The sequence below is a fragment of the Cetobacterium sp. 2A genome (assembly GCF_014250685.1).
Taxonomy (GTDB): domain Bacteria; phylum Fusobacteriota; class Fusobacteriia; order Fusobacteriales; family Fusobacteriaceae; genus Cetobacterium.
In genome coordinates this window covers 486,736-510,218 of sequence record NZ_JACFAJ010000006.1, presented here as the reverse complement: position 1 = coordinate 510,218, position 23,483 = coordinate 486,736, and the positions used below count along the sequence as shown (strand labels likewise).

The 23,483-nt window shown below is 31.5% G+C and carries 20 protein-coding genes and 4 tRNA genes; 23 read left to right on the top strand and 1 reads right to left on the bottom strand.

Annotated elements, in window-relative coordinates:
• Positions 1-58: 58 nt before the first annotated feature.
• On the top strand, positions 59-3,760 hold the full coding sequence (locus tag H3N56_RS06340; RefSeq protein WP_185880400.1) for a glycoside hydrolase family 2 TIM barrel-domain containing protein: 3,702 nt from the start codon (positions 59-61) through the stop codon (positions 3,758-3,760).
• Positions 3,761-3,877: 117 nt separating this feature from the next.
• Here the strand turns inward: H3N56_RS06340 and rpmB are convergent, their stop codons facing one another.
• Positions 3,878-4,135 carry a 50S ribosomal protein L28 gene (rpmB, locus tag H3N56_RS06335; RefSeq protein ID WP_185880399.1) on the bottom strand — a complete coding sequence of 86 codons (258 nt, stop codon included), beginning with the start codon at positions 4,133-4,135 and terminating at the stop codon, positions 3,878-3,880.
• Positions 4,136-4,291: 156 nt separating this feature from the next.
• On the opposite strand from rpmB, the gene H3N56_RS06330 reads away from it, so the two are divergent.
• From H3N56_RS06330 to H3N56_RS06225, 22 genes are all read left to right on the top strand, one after another.
• Positions 4,292-6,631: an endonuclease MutS2 gene (locus H3N56_RS06330; RefSeq protein WP_185880398.1), complete on the top strand. Its 2,340-nt coding sequence runs from the start codon at positions 4,292-4,294 to the stop codon at positions 6,629-6,631.
• Positions 6,607-7,302 (top strand): 2-C-methyl-D-erythritol 4-phosphate cytidylyltransferase, encoded by a 696-nt coding sequence (gene ispD, locus H3N56_RS06325; protein ID WP_185880397.1) that lies wholly within the window; start codon positions 6,607-6,609, stop codon positions 7,300-7,302. The genes H3N56_RS06330 and ispD overlap by 25 nt, the downstream gene beginning before the upstream one ends.
• Positions 7,303-7,310: 8 nt before the next feature.
• Positions 7,311-8,141 (top strand): nitrilase-related carbon-nitrogen hydrolase, encoded by an 831-nt coding sequence (locus H3N56_RS06320; RefSeq protein WP_185880396.1) that lies wholly within the window; start codon positions 7,311-7,313, stop codon positions 8,139-8,141.
• A 12-nt stretch (positions 8,142-8,153) separates the two neighbouring features.
• Entirely contained in the window at positions 8,154-9,245 is a 1,092-nt protein-coding gene (locus H3N56_RS06315; RefSeq protein ID WP_185880395.1) for a hypothetical protein, read from the top strand.
• Complete coding sequence (cysS, locus tag H3N56_RS06310) at positions 9,242-10,666, top strand: cysteine--tRNA ligase (protein ID WP_185880394.1); 1,425 nt, start codon at positions 9,242-9,244, stop codon at positions 10,664-10,666. The genes H3N56_RS06315 and cysS overlap by 4 nt, the downstream gene beginning before the upstream one ends.
• Positions 10,654-11,034, top strand: coding sequence for a Mini-ribonuclease 3 (locus tag H3N56_RS06305; protein WP_185880393.1), 381 nt, complete (start codon positions 10,654-10,656; stop codon positions 11,032-11,034). Before cysS ends, H3N56_RS06305 begins: the two co-directional genes overlap by 13 nt.
• A 14-nt stretch (positions 11,035-11,048) precedes the next feature.
• Positions 11,049-12,077, top strand: coding sequence for a rod shape-determining protein (locus H3N56_RS06300; protein ID WP_185881091.1), 1,029 nt, complete (start codon positions 11,049-11,051; stop codon positions 12,075-12,077).
• Complete coding sequence (locus H3N56_RS06295) at positions 12,077-12,940, top strand: ATPase (RefSeq protein ID WP_185880392.1); 864 nt, start codon at positions 12,077-12,079, stop codon at positions 12,938-12,940. Before H3N56_RS06300 ends, H3N56_RS06295 begins: the two co-directional genes overlap by 1 nt.
• A gap of 134 nt (positions 12,941-13,074) precedes the next feature.
• Positions 13,075-13,150 (top strand) — tRNA-Val (locus H3N56_RS06290).
• 5 nt (positions 13,151-13,155) lie between these two features.
• A tRNA-Asp gene (locus tag H3N56_RS06285) sits at positions 13,156-13,232 on the top strand.
• A gap of 8 nt (positions 13,233-13,240) precedes the next feature.
• Positions 13,241-13,316: transfer RNA gene (locus H3N56_RS06280), tRNA-Phe, on the top strand.
• Positions 13,317-13,330: 14 nt separating this feature from the next.
• A tRNA-Cys gene (locus H3N56_RS06275) sits at positions 13,331-13,405 on the top strand.
• A 139-nt stretch (positions 13,406-13,544) separates the two neighbouring features.
• Positions 13,545-15,290 carry a phosphoenolpyruvate--protein phosphotransferase gene (gene ptsP / locus H3N56_RS06270; RefSeq protein ID WP_185880391.1) on the top strand — a complete coding sequence of 582 codons (1,746 nt, stop codon included), beginning with the start codon at positions 13,545-13,547 and terminating at the stop codon, positions 15,288-15,290.
• The gene (locus H3N56_RS06265) at positions 15,290-15,559 is read left to right on the top strand and encodes an HPr family phosphocarrier protein (RefSeq protein ID WP_185880390.1); all 270 of its coding nucleotides are present in this window, start codon (positions 15,290-15,292) and stop codon (positions 15,557-15,559) included. The genes ptsP and H3N56_RS06265 overlap by 1 nt, the downstream gene beginning before the upstream one ends.
• Positions 15,560-15,562: 3 nt before the next feature.
• The gene (gene ispH, locus H3N56_RS06260; protein WP_332647946.1) at positions 15,563-16,429 is read left to right on the top strand and encodes a 4-hydroxy-3-methylbut-2-enyl diphosphate reductase; all 867 of its coding nucleotides are present in this window, start codon (positions 15,563-15,565) and stop codon (positions 16,427-16,429) included.
• A complete protein-coding gene (locus H3N56_RS06255; protein ID WP_185880389.1) occupies positions 16,422-18,044 on the top strand; it encodes a S1 RNA-binding domain-containing protein in 1,623 nt (540 codons plus the stop codon). Before ispH ends, H3N56_RS06255 begins: the two co-directional genes overlap by 8 nt.
• A gap of 124 nt (positions 18,045-18,168) precedes the next feature.
• Complete coding sequence (locus H3N56_RS06250; protein ID WP_185881089.1) at positions 18,169-18,765, top strand: DUF445 domain-containing protein; 597 nt, start codon at positions 18,169-18,171, stop codon at positions 18,763-18,765.
• A gap of 10 nt (positions 18,766-18,775) precedes the next feature.
• Positions 18,776-19,765 carry a Holliday junction branch migration DNA helicase RuvB gene (gene ruvB, locus H3N56_RS06245; RefSeq protein ID WP_185880388.1) on the top strand — a complete coding sequence of 330 codons (990 nt, stop codon included), beginning with the start codon at positions 18,776-18,778 and terminating at the stop codon, positions 19,763-19,765.
• A 4-nt stretch (positions 19,766-19,769) separates the two neighbouring features.
• Complete coding sequence (locus tag H3N56_RS06240; protein ID WP_185880387.1) at positions 19,770-20,192, top strand: Rrf2 family transcriptional regulator; 423 nt, start codon at positions 19,770-19,772, stop codon at positions 20,190-20,192.
• Positions 20,193-20,201: 9 nt separating this feature from the next.
• The gene (locus H3N56_RS06235; RefSeq protein WP_185880386.1) at positions 20,202-20,915 is read left to right on the top strand and encodes a 16S rRNA (uracil(1498)-N(3))-methyltransferase; all 714 of its coding nucleotides are present in this window, start codon (positions 20,202-20,204) and stop codon (positions 20,913-20,915) included.
• A complete protein-coding gene (mtaB, locus tag H3N56_RS06230; RefSeq protein WP_185880385.1) occupies positions 20,902-22,236 on the top strand; it encodes a tRNA (N(6)-L-threonylcarbamoyladenosine(37)-C(2))-methylthiotransferase MtaB in 1,335 nt (444 codons plus the stop codon). Before H3N56_RS06235 ends, mtaB begins: the two co-directional genes overlap by 14 nt.
• Positions 22,199-23,188 carry a LytR family transcriptional regulator gene (locus H3N56_RS06225; RefSeq protein WP_185880384.1) on the top strand — a complete coding sequence of 330 codons (990 nt, stop codon included), beginning with the start codon at positions 22,199-22,201 and terminating at the stop codon, positions 23,186-23,188. Before mtaB ends, H3N56_RS06225 begins: the two co-directional genes overlap by 38 nt.
• The last annotated feature ends 295 nt before the right edge of the window (positions 23,189-23,483 follow it).

Here is a 23,483-nt window from a genome sequence, read left to right as displayed (position 1 = left end):
AGCAAATTTTTAAATAATAAGGTAATAAATATAAAGATAAAATTCTGGGGGAGGTTTTATGTTTATCAAGAAGTTAAATGTTTTGTTATTTTGTTCTATTTTTTCTGTTTTATCTTTTTCTAATAATTTGGATGGTTCCAATCACGGGAAAGGACACGAGGGGATAAAAGCAGGAACGCATTCTAAGGACAATCCGTTTTGGACAAATAATCCTGAGGTTTTTCAGGATAACCGAGAAAGAGCCCATGTTACTAAAGTATCCTTTAATACAATAGAGGAAGCTTTAAAAAATCCAAATTATAGAGACTATAAGAATTCGAAAAATTTTAAAATTTTAAATGGGGAATGGAAATTTGCTTTAGTAGATCATCCAAATCAGGATATTGTCAATTTTTATAAGACTGATTTTGATACTTCAAACTGGAAAACTTTACCTGTTCCTTCCAGTTGGCAACTGCATGGGTATGATCAAATTCGTTATAACGATACAGCATATCCTTGGGAATATCAAAAGACTCCAATCAATTATCCAGATACACCCAAAGATTACAATCCTATAGGATATTACAAAAGAGAATTTGAAATTGGAAATGAATGGGATGGAAGGGCAACATATATATCTTTCCAAGGGGTAGAATCAGCTTACTATCTATATATCAATGGAAATTATGTTGGATATAGTGAAGATTCATTTGTAGGACATGATTTTGATATAACAAAATATTTAAAAAAGGGGAAAAATGAAGTAGCTGTAAAAGTTTACAGATGGAGCGATGGAAGTTGGCTAGAATCTCAAGATATGATAAAACTTAGTGGAATTTTTAGAGATGTATTTTTATATTCCACACCTAAAACATATATTAGAGATTATACAGTAGTTACTAATTTAGATGATGAGTATAAAAACTCAGATTTAAATGTAAAAGTTGAAATTGCTACAAAAGAAGGTTTTACAAAGGGGAACTATAAGGTTATAGGTAAACTTTTTAATGATAAAAATAAAGAGATTAAATCTTTTAGTAAAACAATTCAAATAAAGGGGGATAATTTAAAAGAGAATTTAACATTTGATGAAAAAATAGATAACCCTAAAAAATGGTCATCTGAAAATCCTAATCTTTATACATTAGTTTTAGCTTTAGAGGATTCAAAAGGTAAAATTATTGAAACTGTTAGTAACAGAATTGGATTTAGAAAAGTAGAAATTAAAGATAATAAAATTATGGTAAATGGGAAAAAACTCATGTTAAGAGGTGTGAATAGACATGAATTTTCTGGTGATACTGGAAGAGTAGTGAGTGAAGAAACTATGATAAAAGATATCATGCTTATGAAACAAAATAACATTAATACTGTTAGATCATCTCATTATCCAAATGATCCTAAATGGTATGATTTATGTGATGAGTATGGACTTTATGTTATGGACGAAGCAAATTTAGAAACTCATGGACGACTAGACGAGATTCCTCAAGATAGAGTTGAGTGGACACCTGCTGTTATAGATAGACAAGAAGGTATGGTTGAACGTAGTAAAAATGAGCCTTCAATTATTATATGGTCGTTGGGAAATGAGTCATCAACGGGTAAAAATTTTGAAATAGCAGCAAAATGGGTAAAAGAGAAAGATCCTACAAGATTAACTCACTATGAGCCACAAAGAGATGTCACAGATATTTACAGTAGAATGTATAGAACAATTGAAGAGATGAAATCATATCTAGTATATCCTGATAATAAAAAACCATATATCCAGTGTGAATTTGCTCATGGAATGGGAAATAGTATCGGGAATTTACAAGACTACTGGGATGTTATGGAAAGTAATGAAATATTCCACGGAGGATATATTTGGGACTGGGTTGATCAAGCTGTTGAAACAATTGATCCAAAGACAGGGAAGAAGTATTTTGCATATGGTGGTGACTGGGGAGATCAGGAGTTTACAGATAAAAACTTCTCCGCAAATGGACTAGTTTTTGCAGATAGAACTGTTCAACCAGAAATGAAGGAAGTAAAAAAAGTATTCCAAAATATTGGGTTAAAAGAAGTTAATTTATCTAAGGGAATAATTGGATTATCTAACAAATATATGTTTACAAACTTAAACGACTATTCAGGGAACTGGGAACTTATAGAGAATGGAAAGGTTATTCAATCTGGAAAATTCAGCATAGATGTTATGCCTATGAGTTCTAAAAGTGTAAAATTACCAATAAAAGAGTTCTCTATGAAATCTGGTAATGAGTACTTTTTAAATGTTAATTTTTCTTTAAAGTCTAATTCAACTTGGGCTAAAAAAGGTTATATAGTTGCTAGTGAACAGTTTAAATATAATAATCCTGTTAGTCATTTCAGTCTGGATTTTGATGATTTTGAGAATTTAAATTATAAGGATTTGAATAATACAATTGAAACGACAGGTGGAAACTTTAAAGTGGTTATTGATAAAACAAATGGAGGAATAAAAAGTTTATCATATAATGAAAAAGAGTTTCTAAAATCTCCTCTTATCTTTAATTTCTGGAGAGCTCCAAATGATAATGATAGAGGAAATGATGCTTTAAAAAGACTTGATACATGGAGACATGCTGGTAAAAATGCAAAGGTACTAAATTATGAAATTTCAAATTTAAATGACAAAATAGTTAAAGTTGAGTTAGAAATTGAAATTCCAACCAAAGAACCTTCAATATTAAATACTAGTTATACTATTACTGCTGATGGAGAAATAATAGTTTCCAATACTCTGCATAGTCCTAAGTCTCTTCCAGAGATTCCAGAGTTTAGTATGATAACTGAGATACCAAATAGCTATGATAGTGTTACGTGGTATGGAAGAGGGCCTGAAGAAAACTATGTGGATAGAAAAACCGGATATGACATTGGAGTTTATAATAAAAATGTAGAAGATTTCTTCATTCCTTATATCAATCCTTCTGAAACTGGAAATAGAAGTGATGTAAGATGGTTTACTCTAACTAATAAAAGTAAAGCTGGACTATTTGTATCAGGGATTAATCCTATAGAATTTAATGCTCTATATTATACTCCTGAAGAACTATCAAGTGGGAAAAGACATCCTTTTGAACTTACTAAAAAAGATGATGTTGTTTTAAGAATTATTGGAAAGCAAATGGGAGTAGGTGGAGATAATTCATGGGGAGCAAAACCACATGATAAATATCAAATCAAAGCTGGAGACGTTCATTCTTTTTCTTTTAAGCTAAAAGGGATAGATAAAAATGATAATCTCATGGCTATTAGTCAAAATAATATAAAAACTGAAGAGGGAAGTATCTTAAAAATCAATAAGTATTTAAGTGATTCAAGTAGAACTTTTGTTTATCTTTCTGATTTAAATTTAAAAAATGATTCTATTTATAAAGATACGACCATTGCTAAAAATAAACCGACACTTAGACTTGAAAATGGCGAGGTAGTAGCTTTTGATAAAGCAATAAGTGTTTTATCTAATTCGAAAGTCAACGTAAAATTAGAAGGGAAAAACTATAAAAGATTCCAATCGTATGTTGGTATGGATAGAGAAGTAGTTGGTTATAGAGGAGCAGCTATTTTTGAAATCTATTTAGATGGAGAAAAGGTTTTTGATAGTGGCGTTATGAAGAGTTCAGCAAAAGCAAAATTTGTAGATTTAGATATTTCAAAAGCCAAAGAAATGACTTTAGTTATGCTAGATGGAGATGGAGATACTAAATACGACCATGGGACATGGGGAAAAAGTAAATTGATATTTTAAAAGTAGTGAGGCTGAACATAAAAGTTCAGCCTCTTTTTCATCTATTTGGCATTTGGCTACAAAAAATAAAAAAAAGACATGCTATGGAAAAGCTGTCTTTTTTTATAGGCCATATAATTACTTACTTAAAATTTTAGAAAGTCTATCACTTAAATTTTCAGCATTAGCCTTAAGAATTTGCATAACTTCAACTTCGTTAGCTCCTTTTAAAGTCTTTAAAGTTTTAGCACAAACTTTAACTTTAACAGTTACACCGTTGATAACGATTTTTGTAGATTGAAGGTTAGGCTTCCATACTCTTCCAGTAACTCTGTGAGAGTGAGAAATTTGATTTCCGAAAATAATTCCTTTTCCTGTAATTTCACATCTTTGCATTCTGTAGCACCTCCTTTTCTTATGAACATGCAAATTATTATATCACTCTAACAGAAAAATATCAAGTCTTTTTTAATTTTATTCGAGCAGGTTTTATAATATTATATATTATGGTATAATATCACAAGAAAATGCAATAGATAGGATGGTAAAAATATGAATAATCATAGTTATAGAGTCCTTGAGTTTAATAAGCTAAGAGAAGAGCTTGCAAACTACATGGTGATAGATGAAAACCAAGAAAAAATATTAACATTAGAACCTTTTAAAGATCAAAATATCTTAAAAAAAGAATTGGAAACTGTAAAAGATTTTATTGATTTTTTAAAGTTTGATGGTGGGTTTGAACCAATTGGAATGAAAGATGTCATTGGAATTGCTAAAAAAACTCAACTTATGGGAACATATTTAGATCCAGAAGATCTTTGGAATATAAATATAAACCTAAGAATTTTTAGAATATTCAAAACTAGATTGGAAGAATTAGAAAAATATAAAGATTTAAGAAATAAATTCATGCCTGTACCCACTCTAAAGTTACTAGAAGACTTAATTGGAAAAGCTATAGACAATGAAAAGAATATAAAAGATGACGCATCAATAGATTTAAGAGATTTAAGATTCCAAAAGAAAACTTTAGCTGGAAATATAAAAAGAAAATTTGATGAGATGTTTACGGATGCAAACTATTCAAAAGCTATCCAAGAAAAGATAGTGACAACTAGAGATGGAAGAAGTGTAATTCCTGTAAAGACTGATTTCAAAGGTTTAATAAAGGGAATAGAGCACGATAGATCATCAAGTGGACAAACAGTATTTATTGAGCCAATTTCAATAGTTGCTCTAAATAATAAAATGAGAGAACTGGATGTAAGAGAAAGAGAAGAAATTAGAAAAATTCTTCTTAGACTTACAGATCAAATTAGACTTAACTTTAAAACTATTGAAGAGATAGGAAAAGCTCTTTTAGAGCTAGATGTACTAAATGGTAAGTCACTTTATGCCATTGAAAAAAAATGCACAGTTCCAGAGATAAATAATAGAGAGGCACTGTCTTTAGTTTCAGCAAGACATCCATTTATAGATAGTAGCGTAGTTGTACCTCTAACATTTGAAATTGGAAGAGAATACAATACACTTCTTATCACAGGACCAAATACTGGAGGAAAAACAGTAGCTTTAAAAACTGCTGGACTTCTTAGTCTGATGGCATTATCTGGTATACCAATTCCTGCTGATGAGAAAACAAGTATTGGATTCTTTAGTGGTATCTATGCAGATATCGGAGATGAGCAAAGTATAGAGCAATCACTTTCTTCTTTCTCTGCACATCTGAAAAATATTCAAGAGATTTTAACTTCAGCAACTAAAGCTTCACTAGTACTTTTAGATGAGCTTGGTTCAGGAACAGATCCTATGGAAGGTTCAGCGTTTGCAATGGCTGTAATAGACTATCTGAAGGATAAGAAGTGTAAGTCAATAATTACCACTCACTACAGTGAGGTAAAGGCTTACGGGTATAATGAAGAGATGATAGAGACTGCTTCAATGGAATTCAACGTTGAGACTCTTTCTCCTACATACAGATTACTGATAGGTATCCCAGGAGAGAGTAATGCATTAACTATTGCTAAAAGACTTGGAGTTTCTGAAGAGATAATAGATAAGGCTCGTTCTTACATAAGTGACGAGGATAAAAAAGTAGAGAAAATGATAAGTAATATCAAAGATAAATCTGATAGCTTAGAAAAGATGCAAGAAGAAGTTAGAGAGCTTAGAGAAAAAGCTGAAAGAGATAAAAACGAATACGAAGAGAAGTTAAGAGTTTTAGAAAAAGAAAAAAATGACATCTTAAAGCAAGCTTATGAGAAAGCTGAAAAGATGATGATAGAGATGCAAAATAAGGCAGCAGCTCTAGTTGATAAACTTCAAAAAGAAGAGAATAAGAAAGAAGATCTTAAAAATGTTCAAAAGAGTTTAAATATGTTAAGAACATCTCTTCAAGAAGAAAAAACACAAAATGTAGAAGCAAAAGCAAAAGTTGCAAGAAAAGTTGATTATACAGTTGGAGATAGAGTATTTGTAAACAGTATAAATCAATATGCAATTGTAAATAAGATAAATAAATCAAAAGAAACTGTACATATTCAAGCTGGAATACTTAAACTTGAAGTTTCTATGGATGATGTTAAAATTGTAATTGAACCTAAGAAAAAAGAGTACAGACCAATAACAGGACATAAAAAGACTGCTGTTAAGTCTCAGATAGATTTAAGAGGAAAACTTGTAGAAGAAGCTATACATGAGCTTGAAACATATATGGATAGAGCACTTATGAATGGATATAATGAGATTTATGTTGTGCATGGAAAAGGGACAGGAGCTCTAAGAGCTGGAATTTTAGATTATTTAAGAACTTGTAGATATGTTAAGGACTATAGAACTGGTGGGCATAATGAAGGAGGACTTGGATGTACGGTGGTGACTCTAAAGTAGAGAATATCTCTCTAGTAGTGGCAGCAGCAGGAGTTGGAAAGAGAATGGGACTTGGATATCCAAAGCAATTTTTGGAATATGAAGGAAAACCACTTTTTATACACTCTCTTCAAGTAGCACAAGAAACTTCATCAGTAAAAGAGATTGTTGTTGTGACTGGAAAAGAAAATATAGATATTGTAAAAGAGCACTGCAAAAACTTTGAAATACATAAAGTTGTAGCAGTTGTAGCTGGAGGAGCAGAGCGTCAAAACTCTGTTCACTCAGCTTTAAAATATTGTGATTCTAAAAATATAATAGCTGTTCAAGATGGGGTTCGTCCATTTTTAAAAGCTAGATATTTTAAAGAGGCATTAGATATTTTAAATAGTGATACATCATTAGCAGGAGTTGTTGTTGGGGTTCCAGTTAAAGATACTATAAAAATTATTGATTCATCTGGACAAATAGTTGATACACCTGTAAGAAGTCATTTAATTGCAGCACAAACTCCTCAAATATTTAGAGGAGAGATTCTGAAAAAGGCTTATGAAGATGCAGAAAACAATGGATTTTTAGGAACAGATGATTCGTCTTTAGTCGAGAGAATACAGGGTAAAATAAAGATTCTTTTGGGAGATTATGACAATATTAAGATAACTACTCAAGAGGACTTGAAATTTTTGAAGTAGGAGGAAAAATGAAGGTTTATTTAGCTCAAATGAAACCACACTTAGGTGTTGTAGAAAAAAATATAGATGAAATGGTTAAGTTTATTGAAAGGGCAATAGAGGATTCAGCGGAGCTGGTATTATTTCCAGAACTTTGCTTAACAGGATATCTTTTAGAAGATTTAGTCTATGATTTAGCTAGTTCAAAGATTCCAAAAGAACTTTTAGAACTGAGCAAAAAGGTTTCAATAATTTTTGGTGGCGTTGAATTATCTAATGATTTTTATGTCTATAACACAGCTTACTATTTAGAAAATGGAGAACTTAAAGGTAAGCATAGAAAGGTGTATCTACCGACTTATGGAATGTTCGATGAAGGTAGATATTTCAAAAGTGGTGACTCTATAAAAGCTTTCGATACTAAATTTGGAAAGATAGGTATGCTTATATGTGAAGATGCCTGGCATCAAAGTTCACATCAGATTTTAGCTCAAGACGGAGCGAACTATATATTTGTTTTAACAAGTAGTCCAGCTAGAGTTGTTAGAGAGAACCTCGAGATAGCACATAGTTGGGATTCTATATTAAAAAGCAGTGCGATTTGTAACTCGGTGTATGTTGCAATGTGTAACAGAGTTGGAGTGGAAGATGGCTGTAGTTTTTGGGGTGGAAGCTCTGTATTTGAACCATCAGGGAAGCAACTTTTAAAGATGAATTACTTTAGTGAGGATATGAAACTAGTAGATTTAAAAGTAGATGCAGTAAAAAGAGCAAGATTTTCTTCGCCGGTGGCAAGAAATGAAAAACTAGACTTGATATTAAGAGAATTTAATAGAATTAACACAACCAGTGATAACTAGAGAGGGTGAAATATGAAAAAGTTGAAAAAGAAGTATATCCTTTTTTTGGCAGGTTTTATATTATTTTGTTTTGGAGCGTTTTCACTATATAAAGTTAGTCCTAGAAATTACATGACTGATAAGGTCATATTAGCATATGTAGATGAAGAGATAACTTCCAAAGATTTAAGAATAGTAGATTCGGTATTAAAAAGAAGTAACATAAAGGGTATAAATCTTGAAAACTTCGGAAAGTATCTAGATGGTGTTTATATAATTTCAAAAGAAAAATATTTAGAAACAAAAAAAAGATTCACAGTAATTTTAGATCCAGGATATATGTTACCTTTCTTTTATATCAGTCGTAATAAGTATTTTAATAAAGATGGTGATATGTACGTATTAAAACCTGAATATAAAGAAAGGTATAAAGATTATTTAGGTTGTGATGATATTTACTTACTGATTCATAGAGGAAATGTTCTCCTTTCTACAAGAGATGGAGAGTTAAGAGATATAGTGGACAATGAGATGTATGTGGATGAGAAATTAAATACAATATTGGATAAAGGTCTAGATAAGAAACTTGGAATATTTTTAATTAATCTCGATAGAACAAGACCACTTGGGTTTAAAGGTATATATTTAACTGGAGATTTGAATAATGAAAACTTTATGGGAGAACTTGTTATAGAGGGAAAAAGTCCAATAATAAGTGCTCTTTCAAAGACAGATGTTAAAAATCAGAAATTGATTGAATTGGATAAAAATAAATTGCATTTTTATGTGAAAAATACAATTGAACTTAAATATTTTCTATCTTTTTCTAAGTACTTTTTACAAAATAATAAACTGGAGAGTTTATTATCAAATATAACTTTAAACGAAAAAGCTTTATCTAGTAAAGAAAACGAAAATAATGAAAAAGTCTTTGTAAAATTTGAAAAGAATCAATTCTTATATGGAAAATTAGCTAGCAACAAATTAAATAGTTCTGATATAGATTTAGGAGAAGTTGAGATAAAAGGATACGGAGATAAAAAACAACTAGTTTTAAAACTTAAAACTACAACAGATGACTTTATAAAAATATTGAATTATATAAAAGTAGGGGGACAAGAATGATAAAAATATACAACACACTGACAAACAAACTAGAAGAATTCAAACCTTTAAAAGAGGGAGAAGTTTCTATGTATGTATGTGGCCCAACTGTTTATAATTATATACATGTTGGTAATGCAAGACCAGCTATCTTCTTCGATACTGTTAGAAGATATTTTGAGTTTAGAGGATTTAAAGTTAAATACGTTCAAAATTTTACGGACGTTGATGATAAAATGATTAAGAAGGCTAATGAAGAAGGAATAACTCTTGAAGATGTAGCTGATAAATATATAAAAGCTTACTTTGAAGATACTTCTAAAGTTAATCTTAAAGAGGAGGGGATGATAAGACCAAAGGCTACTGAAAATATTGGTGAGATGATTAAAATAATAAAAACACTAATATCTAAAGGTTATGCTTATGAATCTCAAGGCGATGTGTATTTTGATGTTGAAAAATACAAAGATGAGTACGGAGTTTTATCAAAACAAAGTGTGGATGATTTAAAAAGTGGAGCTAGAATAGACATTTCTGAAATAAAGAAATCTCCATTAGATTTCGCTCTTTGGAAATCAGCAAAAGAGGGAGAACCAAGTTGGAAATCACCTTGGGGAAATGGAAGACCTGGATGGCATATAGAATGTTCTGCTATGTCAAATAGATACCTTGGACCAACATTTGATATACACGGTGGTGGACAGGACTTAATATTCCCGCATCATGAAAATGAAATAGCTCAATCAAGATGTGGAACAGGTGGCGAGTTCGCAAGATACTGGATCCACAATGGATATATAAATATAAAAGGTGAAAAGATGTCTAAATCTTTAGGAAACTTCTTCCTGTTAAGAGAGATATTGCAAGAGTTTGAAGGAAGAGTTGTAAGATTTTTCATACTAAGTTCACACTACAGAAAGCCAATTGATTTCTCTGAGAATGAATTGACACAAAGTAAAGCTGGACTTGAGAGAATAGATAATGCTGTTTCAAGAATAAAAGAAAGAGTGTTAGCTGGGCCTTCAGAAAACGGAAATAACTTAGAGGAATTAAAATCATTCTTTGAAGCTACAAAAGATAAGTTCATTAAATCTATGGATGATGATTTTAATACTGCACAAGGAATAGGGGCAATATTTGAACTGGTTAAGGATGTAAATAAGAATTTAGACGAAGCTTTAATATCTAATGATGGAATTTCTCTACTAAAAGAGATAGAGGAGTATATTGTAGATGTTATGGAAAATGTTTTAGGAGTTTTATTAAAAGTTGAAGCTCAGGTTGGAAACCTAACTGGAGAACTAGTTGAGTTCATATTAGAGCTTAGAAAAGATGCTAGAGATTCGAAGGATTGGGCAGTTTCAGATAAGATAAGAGACCGTCTGTTAGAGATGGGAATTAAGATAAAAGATGGAAAGGATCGTACTACATGGTCAATCTAAATTTAAAAGAAGCAAATGGACTTGTACTGGCTTACCTTGGGGACGGAGTTTGGGAACTTATGGTGAGAATTTACTTTATAAATAAAGGGTACGGTCTTCAAAAAACAAATAAATTTGTAAAAGATAATGTGAATGCAAAAGCGCAAAGTAAGATTTTAAAAGGGATTATGGAAACTTTAGATGAGAAGTATGTTGGGATTGTAAATAGAGCCAAAAATAGTAATATCAAGACATTTCCTAAATCATGCACAGTTATGGAATACAAGGAAGCCACAGCATTTGAAGCTCTTATAGGAGCTATGTATGTAGATGGAGATATAGAGGGAATAGAGTCTTTAATCAAAATAAATTTAGAGGGTGAAATATAATGAAAATATTGGGAATGAATATTAAAGTTCCAGGATTCAGTAGAAGCATTGGAATTGACTTGGGGACAGCAAACACTCTTGTTTACAGTAAAAGACACGGAAGAATTGTTTTAAATGAACCATCAGTTGTGGCAGTTGAAAGAGAGAGCAGAAAAGTATTAGCAGTTGGAAACGAAGCTAAAGATATGCTTGGAAAAACTCCAGATACAATAGTTGCTGTAAAACCTCTAAGTGAAGGAGTTATAGCAGATTACGATATAACTGAGGCTATGATAAAGTATTTCATTAAAAAGGTATTTGGAAAGTTTAATATATTTATGCCAGAAGTTATGATATGTGTTCCAATAGATGTAACGGGTGTAGAAAAAAGAGCGGTTCTTGAAGCAGCATTATCTGCTGGAGCTAAAAAAGCTTATCTTATTGAAGAGGCAAGAGCAGCTGCTCTTGGTTCAGGTGTAGATATTTCGGCTCCTGAAGGAAATATGATAGTAGATATAGGTGGAGGATCAACAGACGTTGCTGTAATTTCTCTTGGTGGAACAGTTGTAAGCAAAACTATAAGAACTGCTGGAAATAACTTCGATATGGATATTATAAAATATGTTAAAAAGACTCATAATCTTTTAATTGGAGATAGAACAGCTGAAGATATTAAAATAAAAATTGGAACAGCTACTCCTCTAGAGGAAGAAGAAACTATGGTAATAAAGGGAAGAGACTTAATCATGGGACTTCCAAAATCTATAACAGTAACTTCAGAAGAGATAAGAGAGTCTATAATGGATTCACTTATGGAAATTGTTACTTGCGTTAAAGATGTTTTAGAAAAGACACCTCCAGAATTATCAGCTGATATAGTAGATAAAGGAATAGTTATGGCAGGTGGAGGTTCTCTTATTAGAAACTTCCCAGAACTTATAGCTAAACATACATCTCTACAGGTTAAATTAGCAGACAATCCGTTGGAAAGTGTAGTTAGAGGAGCTGGAATGGCCCTTGACCAAATTTCTATTTTAAGAAAGATTGAAAAGGCTGAAAGATAATGTTCAAAAATATAGTTTCCAATAACTTGGTGAAAGAGTTTTTAGAAAATGAGCTTCTTTTTAAAAGAAGCTCTGGAACCTACCTTTTTTACGGAGAAGATAGAGGACTTATGATGCAGTTTGCTTTAGCTTTTGCAAATGGATTAAATTGTAATACTCTTCATGGAGATTTAGAGATACTTGAAGATAGCAATGGAGTAAAGATTGAGGCGATAAGAGAACTTGCTTATAGTGCTTCTGTGAGTTCGTACGAAGGTGGAAATAAAGTCTTTATAATAACAGATGTAGAGAAGATGAAGAAAGAATCAGCAAATGCTATGTTAAAGCTAATAGAGGAACCAAATGTAAATTGTTTCTTTATACTTATGACTTCTAGTTTAAATATTCTACCAACTATAAAATCAAGAAGTATGATTTTAAAATTTGATAAACAGATGCCTAAAGATTTAGATGTAACTCAATTTGAATATGATTTCTTTTTAGGAGATGCCTCTGAAATAGAAAAATATAAGTTGATTAAAGAAACTGAAGATTTAGAGCTAGGTTCAAGTTATGAAGAAATAGGGAGTCATATAAAGAATTGGCTAACTACGGGGGAGTTTATTTATAAAATAAACCTGTATAAATCAATTAGAGACTTCATAAGAAATAAAGATTTTATAGATGATTTAGATAAAATTTATTTTGCAGAAGAAATTTTAAGAGGAGAGGCAACGAGGGATTTAGTAAAAGAAATAGTAAATTATAGTATTCAACTTATGAAAAATCCTAAAAATGCGGAAGAACTTTTGACAATGAAAGGTGTAATGAGATTTCCTGTGAATCAAAAGAACTTACTTCTAACATTTTTTCTGAGAAAATAAAAAAAACTGAAAAAAGTAGAAAACATATAGGATACGGGATTATAGCTCTGTAAATTGATATAATCTCGTATAAACTAGAAAAAACGAAGTTGCATAAAATGAGGATTTCAGTTATACTTATTAAGTCTTCGGATGGAAGCATAGCTCAGTTGGGAGAGCACCTGCCTTACAAGCAGGGGGTCACAGGTTCAAGTCCTGTTGTTTCCACCATAAATGGGGGTGTAGCTCAGTTGGTTAGAGCGCATGCCTGTCACGCATGAGGTCGCGAGTTCGAGCCTCGTCACTCCCGCCATTTAAGACGCCCTGATAGCTCAGTCGGTAGAGCAGGGGATTGAAAATCCCCGTGTCGGTGGTTCGATTCCGCCTCAGGGCACCACAAACTTAATAGAAGGCGACGTCGCCAAGTGGTAAGGCAGAGGTCTGCAAAATCTCTATTCACCAGTTCAAATCTGGTCGTCGCCTCCAACTAAAGAAATCATACCAGTCTATAAACGACTGGTTTTTTTTATTTTTTGTATTTTCTGTTTTAATTGAAAAAAGTGTCAAAATGAGCTATAATTTTCTAGAAGTCCACATTATTTTTTTATAAAAGGAAGTGAATGCGGTGGAAAGTGTGGGAGGAAAAGGAATTTTTCCTGGAATAGTCATAGGGAAACCATATATTGATAGAAAAAAAAGCATCGATGTGGAGAATTATAAAATTCCAGAGGATAAAATTGAAGAAGAGATTGAAAGATTAAAAGGTGCTATTGAATCAGCAAAATTAGAAATAAAACAGCTGAAAGACAATTTAAGAGGTAAAATAAATAAAGAGGATTTACAGATTTTAACAGTTCATTTGATGATGTTAGATGATCCACAATTTACTACCGATATAAAAAAAGGTATAAAGAGGGAAATGGTAAATGCTGAATCCATAGTAAAAAAAGTTTCGAATAGATATATTGAGATGTTTGAGAAAATTGCAGACCCAATATATAAGCAAAGAGCTTTAGATATTAAAGATATTAGTGAAAGAATTATAAATAACTTAGTTTTTTTAAGTGATACATACAAAGAGTTAGATGGAAGAATACTTGTTGTAAAAGAGTTGTTTCCATCGGAGCTTTTAAAAATATATTATAGTGGAGTTAAACTATCTGGAATCATAATGGAGTATATGGGTGAAACATCTCATATAGCTATTTTAGCGAAATCATTAGAACTTCCAACTCTTATGGGAGGGCATAACCTATTTGAGATAGAGTGGGGAGATCTTATAATTTTAGATACATCAACTGTTGATTCTAAAGTTATTACAAACCCTGATGCGTCAACATTAGAGAAATATTTGATTTTAAAAGATAAGTTTGAATCAAAGAAAAAAGAGGTAGAAAGAAATGTTGGGCTTCCAACTGTTACGGTAGATGGAGTGAGAATAAATCTGTCTATAAACATAGGTGGAAGACTAGATATAACAGAGATAGAGAGAAAAAATCCGGATGGAATAGGGCTACTAAGAACTGAGCTAATCTATATGGATACAAATGAATTTCCAAGTGAAGATAAGCAGTTTAAAATCTATGATAATATTGGAAAAGAGTTTGGAGAAGATAGACCAATTATAATTAGAACTCTAGATATTGGAGCCGATAAAAAGCTTCCATATTATGAGATGACTCCAGAAGAAAATCCATCTCTAGGATGTAGAGGGATAAGATTTACTCTGAAAAATAAAAATATATTCAAAGACCAGATAAAAGCTATTTTAAGAGCTGCATATGGGAAAAATATAAAGATGATGTATCCGATGGTTACAACTTTAAAAGAGGTATTTGAAGCCAGAGGGATTTTGGAAGAATGTAAAAGAGAATTGAGAGAAAAAGGAATAAAACATAAAAAAGATTTAGAAGTTGGAGTTATGATAGAGGTTCCATCAGCAGTTATTTTGGCTGATGTTTTCGCTCAGTATGTTGACTTTTTCTCTGTTGGAACGAATGATTTAACTCAGTATATTTTAGCAACAGATAGATTTAGCCAATCTGCAGAAGAACTATATGATTGTTTAGATCCAGCTGTATTAAGAGGTTTGAACCTAGTAGCTAAAGCAGGAAGAGAATACAATAAAAAAGTTTCGATATGTGGGGAAATGGCTGGAGATGAAATTTCAGTTTTAGCACTTTTAAGTTTAGGAATAACAGAGCTTAGTATGACTCCTCCGTCAATTCCTAAAATAAGAGCACTTATTAGAAAAATAAATTTAAAAGAACTTCAAGAGTTGAAAGACAGAGTCTTAAAGAGTTTCAGTTCAGATGAAGTTAGACAAATTTTATTGGAATATATGAATAAAATACAGGGGGAACAAAACTAATGAAAAAGATAGAGGTTGTTGTTAAAAATAAGGCTGGACTTCATGCTAGACCCTCTTCACTATTTGTGCAAGTTGCTAGTAAATTTGATTCTGAAATAACTGTTATTTGCGGTGATGAAGAGATTAATGGAAAAAGTATAATGGGTCTTATGTTGCTTGCAGCAGAACAGGGAAGAACGTTAATTTTAGAAGCTGATGGAGATGACGAAGATGAACTGTTAGCTGAATTAAAAGACCTTGTGGAAGTAAAAAAATTCAACGAGGAGTAAAATGTGGAAATTGTAAGAGCTAAGAAGATGGGATTTTGCTTTGGAGTAGCTGGAGCAATAAACATCTGCCAAAGTGTTGCAAAGGAATGTGAAGATAGAAAATTCATATTGGGAATGGTAGTTCACAATAAAAATGTAGTTTCAAAGATGAGAGATATAGGGTTTGAGATGATTACTGAAGAGGAGTTATTATCTGGTGAAGATACTCTTCGTAAAGGAGACACAGTTGTTGTTAGGGCTCATGGAACAACCAAAGCAATCTATGATATCTTGAATAAAAAAGAGGTTATAGTTAAAGATGCAGCTTGTATTTTTGTAACTAAAATAAGAGATATTTTAATTGAAAGAGAAAGCCTTGGTGAGGATATATTATTCATTGGAGATAAAAACCATCCAGAAGTAAAAGGTATAATTTCATTTGGAGACCATGTAGAGATATTTGGAGATTTAGAGGAGTTAAAGGCTATTTCACTTGATAAAAATAAGAAATATGCGCTTCTAACTCAGACAACTTTAAATAAAAACAAATTGAAAGAGGTTAAAGAATATTTAGAAAAAAACTATTCAAATGTAAATATATTTGATAGGATATGTGGAGCGACTTATGAAAGACAGAAATCTGCCGAGGAGTTAGCTCAAGTGGTAGATTTAGTTTTGATTGTGGGAGACAGGAATAGTTCTAATAGTAGAAAACTATTTGAAATCTCTAAAAAATATAATGAAAAGAGCTATTTAATCCAAGATGAAAGCGAAATAGACTTCAGTTGGTTCGATGGTATAAAATCAGTAGGTATAACAGCAGGAGCATCAACTCCTGAAGAAATAATAGTAAACATAGAAAATAAGATGAGGGGGAACTTTAATGTCTAACTTTGAAAACAACCAAGAGGATTTTGATTTTGAGGCTTTACTAAACGAGTATATGCCAGTTCAAGAGGAGAAGCCAAGAGCTAAAGTAAAAGGAATAATCGCAACTAAAGATAGAAACTTTGCTTACTTAGATGTAGCTGGACAACCAACTAACGTAAGAGTTAGATCTGAAGAATTATCTGACTTCAACGTAGGTGATGAAATTGAAGTTCTAATTATTGGAGAAAATGAAGACGAAGAGATTCTTATTGGATCAAGAAGAAGAGTTGAAATGGAAGAGGGTCTAAGAAAGTTAGAAGTTGCCTTCCAAGAAAAGAAAATAGTTAAAGCTACAATAATCAGAAGAATAAATGGTGGATACATATTAGAAGTTTCTCACCAACAAGGATTCTTACCAAACTCTCTATCTGAAATACCAGCTTCTCAAGGAGATAGCTCTGTTGGAAAAGAAATTGAAGTTATGGTAAAAGAAATTAAAGAAGATAAAAAAGGTAAGAAAGTTCTATTCTCAAGAAAAGATATTTCTCTTGCAAATCAAGAAAAAGAGTTTGCAAAACTTACTTTAGGTGAAGTTGTAGACGCTACAATAGTTGATGTATTAGATTTTGGATTAACTGTAAAAATTGGATCAGTAAGAGGATTTATCCATATTTCTGAAATAGCTTGGAAGAAAACAACTGACCTTTCTAAGTTATTCAAAAAAGGAGAAGTTATAAAAGCTGAAATAGTAGAATTAGATCCAAACAAGAAAAATGTTAAATTATCTATAAAAGCTCTAACAAGAAATCCTTGGGAACTTGCAGCTGAGAAGTTCGCTGTAGATACTGACGTAGTTGGAAAAGTTAGTAAAATACTTCCTTATGGAGTTTTCGTTGAGATTTTAGATGGTGTTGAAGGATTAGTACATACATCTGACTTCACTTGGAATAAGAAGAAGATTAACATAAATGATTTTGTTAAACTTGGAGATGAAATCACAGTAAGAATTACTGAGTTTGCTCCAACTGAGAGAAAATTAAAGTTAGGAATCAAGCAACTTAGCAAAAATCCTTGGAACACAGCAGCAGAAAACTATGCAGTTGGAAAAGTTGTTTCAGGAAAAGTTGTAGAAGTTAAGCCTTTTGGAATCTTCGTACAAATTGAAGAGGGTGTAGATGGATTCATACATACATCTGATTTCTCTTGGTCTGGAGATAAGAAATTTGCTGTTGGAGACATTGTTGAGTTTGAAGTAATCGAACTAAATGTTGAAGAGAACAAAATAAAAGGAAGTGTAAAAGCTCTAACTCAAAGTCCTTGGGATTTAGTAGTAGAAAAGTACAAAGTTGGAGATGTAGTTGAAAAAGAAATCAAAAACATTCAAGATTTTGGAATGTTTATAAAGCTTGAACCTGGTGTAGATGGATTTATACCAACTCAAATGGCTTCAAAAGATTTCATCAAAAATCTTAGAGATAGATTCCAAACTGGACAAAATATCAAAGCTGAAATAGTTGAGATTGATAACGAGAAGAAAAGAGTTAAACTTTCTATAAAAAAAGTTGAATTTGAAAATGAGAAATATGAAAATGAAGAGTTAATAGAGAAATATGGAGTATCTAGTAGCGAAAATTAATATGAGAGAGCCTTTTAGGCTCTCTTTTTTGTTACTATAAAAATCTTTTCAAAAGGTGTTTAAAATGATATAATAGATAATAACTGATAAAAAAGATAAACAATATAGAGGTGGAAAAATGCTTATTAAAGGTGTATTTATTGTAATAATTGGAGCTCTTATTGGATGGATAACAAATTATGTAGCTATAAAAATGCTATTTAGACCTTATAAAGAGATTAATTTAGGACTCTTTAAAATTCAAGGACTTATTCCAAAAAGAAGACATGAGATAGGAATTACAATAGCTGAGACTGTTCAAAATGAACTGATTTCAATGGAAGATATCATCGTAAAGTTAGAAAGTGCTGAGATGGGAAAATCGATTGAAAAAATCATAAATGATATTTTGGATAGAAAGCTAAAGACAGAAATAACAGCAAAATTTCCTATGATGGCAATGTTTTTAAATGATTCTACTCTAGAAAAAATTAAAGAGATTATTAAAGATTCAATCATGAGTCACAAAGATGAGATGATAAGAATGTTTCTTAATACTTTAGAAAAGAATGTAGATTTCAAAGAAATAATAGTTGAAAGAGTAGACAATTTTTCATTGGAGCAATTGGAAGAGATTACTTTTAAATTGGCCAAAAAAGAATTAAAACATATTGAAATTGTAGGGGCTATACTTGGAGGATTAATAGGTGTTGTTCAATTTGCTATTACTTTTATAGTTTAAGGAGAATATGATGGAAAGAGTTACAGTGCCCCAAGAACTTCAGAGTGAAGTAGAAGTACAAAGAAATTTAAGACCCAAAAAACTTAATGAATATATAGGGCAAGAGCCTTTAAAAGAGAAAATGGAAATATTTATAGAGGCTGCAAAAAGAAGAGGCGGATGTATGGATCATATTCTTCTTTACGGACCTCCAGGACTTGGGAAAACAACTTTGGCTGGAGTAATTGCAACTGAAATGGGAGTTAATTTTAAAATAACTTCAGGTCCTGTTCTTGATAAAGCTGGTGATTTAGCAGCTATTTTGACATCTTTAGAAGAGAACGATATTTTATTTATAGATGAAATACATAGACTAAATACTTCTGTTGAAGAGATATTATATCCAGCCATGGAAGATGGAGAGCTAGATATAATAATTGGAAAAGGGCCCTCAGCTCGTTCGATAAGAATAGAGCTTCCACCATTTACTTTAATAGGTGCAACAACTAGAGCAGGTCTTCTTAGTTCGCCTCTAAGAGACAGATTTGGAGTAGTTCATAGAATGGATTATTACCAAGAAAAAGAGTTAGAGGACATCATAAGAAGAGGTGGGAAAATTTTAGGAGTTCAAGTCTTAGATGATGGAGCTTCTGAAATAGCTTTGAGAAGTAGAGGAACTCCAAGAATAGCAAACAGGCTATTAAAAAGAGTTCGTGATTATTGTGAAATTAGAGGAAACGGCGTAATTGATAGAGAGATAGCCATAAAGGCACTAAATATTTTAGGAGTTGATTCTAAAGGACTCGATGAGTTGGATAGAGACATAATAACTTCTATAATAAACAATTATGGTGGTGGCCCAGTTGGTGTAGAGACGCTTTCCCTTATGTTAGGTGAAGATAGACGTACAATTGAAGAGGTTTACGAACCCTACCTAGTTAAAATTGGATATATAAAACGTACCAATAGAGGTAGAATGGTTACTGAAAAAGCCTACGAGCATTTTAAAGTTAAGGAGTAGAAGAATGAAAATAAGTACTAGAGTAAGATACGGAGTAAAAGCTTTAAGTTATATAGCCGAAGCTGGAAAAGAGGGAAGGCTAGTTAGAATTAAAGAGATTTCTGACTCTGAAGATATATCTGTACAATATCTAGAGCAGATTTTATTTAAACTTAAAAATGAGCAGATAATAGAAGGAAAAAGAGGGCCAAATGGAGGTTATAAACTTTCAAAGGAACCAAAGGATATAACTATACATATGCTTTATAAAATATTGGATGAAGAAGTAAAAGTTATAGATTGTAATGAGACAACAAAGAGTAAAACTTGTTGTACAGATGAAGGGTGCAATGACAGTTGTATCTGGAGCAAAATGGACATGGCTATGACTAAGATTTTAGAAGAAACAACATTAGAAGAATTAATAAAAAATAAAGATATAATATAGGAGAATGATGTGATAAGTGTTATAATACCTAAAGGCAATATATCTGACAAGATAGTGACTATTTTAGAAAAAAATGATATTAACCATCTTAAAAACTCTTTTAGAATAAAAGAGGGAGACATTTTTAGAGCTGTTGATGGTGAGTTTGAGTACATTTGTAAGGTTCTTACAGTGGAAAAAAAAGAAATTACAGGTGAGATTCTTGAAAAGAATGAGGATAGATTCTCAACAACAGTTAAGATAGATGCCGGTATCGGTATTTTAAAAAATGATAAGATGGATTTAACTATACAGAAGTTAACAGAGATTGGAATTACAAAAATAATACCTCTTGTGACAGCTAGAGGAGTGGTTAAATTAAATGAAAAGAAAGAGAAATGGGATCTTATCTCGAGAGAAGCTATAAAACAGTGTCAGGCTGTTAAGATGATGGAGATAGAAGAGACAATGAAATTAAAAGACATAGATTTTTCTTCTTATGATTTAATCGTAGTTCCGTATGAGTGTGAAGAGGATAAGACTCTTAGAAATTTACTAAACGGATTAAAAGAGCAACCTAAAAAGATTCTGTACATAGTTGGACCTGAAGGTGGATTTACCACTGAGGAGATTGAATTCTTGAAAAATCAAGGAGCTAATATAGTTACTTTAGGAAGAAGAATACTTAGAGCAGAAACAGCTTCCATCGTTGTAGGAGGAGTACTAATAAATGAGTATCAATAAAAAAGTTGCTTTCCATACTCTAGGGTGTAAAGTAAATCAATATGAGAGCGAGAGCATAAAAAATCAACTGACAAAAATTGGTTATGAAGAGGTTTCTTTTGAAGAAGCTGCTGATATATATATAGTTAACTCTTGTACGGTGACAAGTATCGCCGATAAGAAAACGAGAAATGTACTAAGAAGAGCAAAAAAAATAAATAAAAATGGAACTGTTATTGTAACAGGATGTTATGCTCAAACTAACTCTAAAGAACTTTTAGAGATAGAAGAGATAGATTTTGTTGTAGGAAATAGCAATAAAAGTGGACTTGTATCTTTCATTCAGGATATAGAAAATAAAAAATCTGGAAGAGTTATTTCAGAAAATATTTTTGAAGAGAGAGAGTATGAGGAGTACGAATTTGCTACTTTGAGAGAAATGACAAGGGCATATGTTAAGATTCAAGATGGATGTAATAATTTCTGTTCTTACTGTAAAATTCCTTTTGGAAGAGGAAAAAGCAGATCTAGAAGTATGAACAGTATATTGGGAGAAGTAAAAACTCTTGTTTCAGAAGGATTTAAAGAATTTATCGCAATAGGAATTAACTTAGGTGCTTATGGTGAAGATTTAGAGAGTGGAAAAGATTTAGAAGCTCTAACTTCTGAAATGCTTGCAATACCAGGAGTAGAAAGAGTTAGAATTGGTTCTATGTATCCTGATAAAATAAGCGATAGTTTTATAAATCTTATGAAAACAAATAAAAAATTAGTTCCTCATCTTCATATATCTTTACAATCTTGTGATGACACTGTCTTAACAAGAATGAGAAGAAATTATGGGGCTGATTTAATTGTAGAAAGACTTACAAAACTAAGAGATGCAGTTGAAAATGTTGAATATACAGCTGACGTAATAGTTGGATTCCCTGGGGAAACTGATGAAATGTTTGAAAATACTTATAATATCATAAAATCAATAGGGTTTTCAGATTTACATGTATTCCAATACTCAGATAGAGAAAAAACTCTGGCTAGTACATTTACTGATAAAGTGGATGTTAAAGTTAAAAAAGAGCGTGCTGAAAAGCTAGAAGCTCTTAGAAAAGAGATGGCAACAGAGAGAAAAAACAAATATTTAAATAAAGAATTAGAAATCTTAATTGAAGAGATTAAGGATGACGGAGCTGCTTACGGATATACGGAGAATTATTTAAGAATAAAAGCTCCAAACTTGAAAGCTGGTGTAAATGATTTAGTTAAGTTGACAGTTACAGAGATTGAAAAGGAGTTATTGGTGGGTTATGAGAAAAGGGAAGAGTTTAAAAACGAATGTAAATAAGGGCTTAAAAGCTTTTTTTCTAGGACTTATTATAATAGGATTTCTAGGAGTAATTTTAACTTATAATTTAAAAACATCAAATGAAAATTTAGAAAAATTGGATAGGTATGCAGTAATAGGTAAGGAAAACATATTTGTAATATATGAGAATAAATTAGCTATAAGAATTCCACAGGAAATACAAGTGGATAAAAATATAAGTTTTCAAGAACTTTTAGAGAAGAAAAATTATGAAGAAGTTCTAAATTCATTAAACAGACTTTTACCTGAGAAAATAAACAGCTATAAAGTAGTTAAGTATGGAGAGATGCATTTAGATGTTAAAAATGCTAAAAACATACCAGAAACAGTTATCGATGAGAAGAGATATATTTTGACATCGAGCATGCATTCAATGTTTGACTCGTTATATAGAGAAAACTCAAATCGTGGAACTGGAGAACTTATAATAGATATATTAAATGCCAACGGAAGAGCTGGATATGCTAAAATAACAGGAGAGAAGTTAAAGAAAAAACTCCCGATTACTTACACAGCAGCAAACTACGAGAAAAACAGTGATTATAGTTTACTTATAATCAATGAGGCAGAAAAATCTAAGATGGAAGAACTTATTATGCAAGTTGATGAAAAATACTTTAAAATTGCAGATGCTGGAAGCATTCCAACTTTAGCTAATGCAGTATTAGTTTTAGGGAAAGAACAAGCCAATTTACTTGACATATATGTAATTGGTAATGATTCTTCAGCTTCAGATGCAGTATCTCAATTGAAAAATCATGGATATAAAAATATAAAAACAGATAAAAAGAAAAGTAATGTTGAAGTATCGGTAATTCAATATCATCCAGACGATTATTACATTGCTTATAAAATCGGAAAAAAGCTTAATATTAATAATATGATAGAAAAGAACGATCTTAGAAATAAAATAAATATACTTTTTAACTAGGAAGGGAGTGGGGAATGGTAGATTTTATATCTCTATTACTTGTCTTCTTTGTAGGGAGCTTGCCTATACATGTTTCATATGGAGTACTAGTTATGCCTTACCTTACGTACCTTGCTTTTCGTAAAGATGGAAGAAGTTCAGTTATGCTATTTTTACTAGGCTTGATTTTATCTTTACAAAACAGTGAATTTTTCCAGATTATGTTTTTTTTAGTACTGAGCTTTGGAATTTTTTATCTCTTTTTTATCCATTTAGGATATAACTTGGGAAATATAGTTTTTATTGTCGCAATACA

What these genes read in the sequence shown, in the direction of transcription:
- H3N56_RS06340 (WP_185880400.1), top strand. Translation starts at nt 59, where the DNA reads ATGTTTATCAAGAAGTTAAATGTTTTGTTATTTTGTTCTATTTTTTCT.
- rpmB (WP_185880399.1), bottom strand. Translation starts at nt 4,135, where the DNA reads ATGCAAAGATGTGAAATTACAGGAAAAGGAATTATTTTCGGAAATCAA.
- H3N56_RS06330 (WP_185880398.1), top strand. Translation starts at nt 4,292, where the DNA reads ATGAATAATCATAGTTATAGAGTCCTTGAGTTTAATAAGCTAAGAGAA.
- ispD (WP_185880397.1), top strand. Translation starts at nt 6,607, where the DNA reads ATGTACGGTGGTGACTCTAAAGTAGAGAATATCTCTCTAGTAGTGGCA.
- H3N56_RS06320 (WP_185880396.1), top strand. Translation starts at nt 7,311, where the DNA reads ATGAAGGTTTATTTAGCTCAAATGAAACCACACTTAGGTGTTGTAGAA.
- H3N56_RS06315 (WP_185880395.1), top strand. Translation starts at nt 8,154, where the DNA reads ATGAAAAAGTTGAAAAAGAAGTATATCCTTTTTTTGGCAGGTTTTATA.
- cysS (WP_185880394.1), top strand. Translation starts at nt 9,242, where the DNA reads ATGATAAAAATATACAACACACTGACAAACAAACTAGAAGAATTCAAA.
- H3N56_RS06305 (WP_185880393.1), top strand. Translation starts at nt 10,654, where the DNA reads ATGGTCAATCTAAATTTAAAAGAAGCAAATGGACTTGTACTGGCTTAC.
- H3N56_RS06300 (WP_185881091.1), top strand. Translation starts at nt 11,049, where the DNA reads ATGAATATTAAAGTTCCAGGATTCAGTAGAAGCATTGGAATTGACTTG.
- H3N56_RS06295 (WP_185880392.1), top strand. Translation starts at nt 12,077, where the DNA reads ATGTTCAAAAATATAGTTTCCAATAACTTGGTGAAAGAGTTTTTAGAA.
- H3N56_RS06265 (WP_185880390.1), top strand. Translation starts at nt 15,290, where the DNA reads ATGAAAAAGATAGAGGTTGTTGTTAAAAATAAGGCTGGACTTCATGCT.
- H3N56_RS06255 (WP_185880389.1), top strand. Translation starts at nt 16,422, where the DNA reads ATGTCTAACTTTGAAAACAACCAAGAGGATTTTGATTTTGAGGCTTTA.
- ruvB (WP_185880388.1), top strand. Translation starts at nt 18,776, where the DNA reads ATGGAAAGAGTTACAGTGCCCCAAGAACTTCAGAGTGAAGTAGAAGTA.
- H3N56_RS06240 (WP_185880387.1), top strand. Translation starts at nt 19,770, where the DNA reads ATGAAAATAAGTACTAGAGTAAGATACGGAGTAAAAGCTTTAAGTTAT.
- mtaB (WP_185880385.1), top strand. Translation starts at nt 20,902, where the DNA reads ATGAGTATCAATAAAAAAGTTGCTTTCCATACTCTAGGGTGTAAAGTA.
- H3N56_RS06225 (WP_185880384.1), top strand. Translation starts at nt 22,199, where the DNA reads ATGAGAAAAGGGAAGAGTTTAAAAACGAATGTAAATAAGGGCTTAAAA.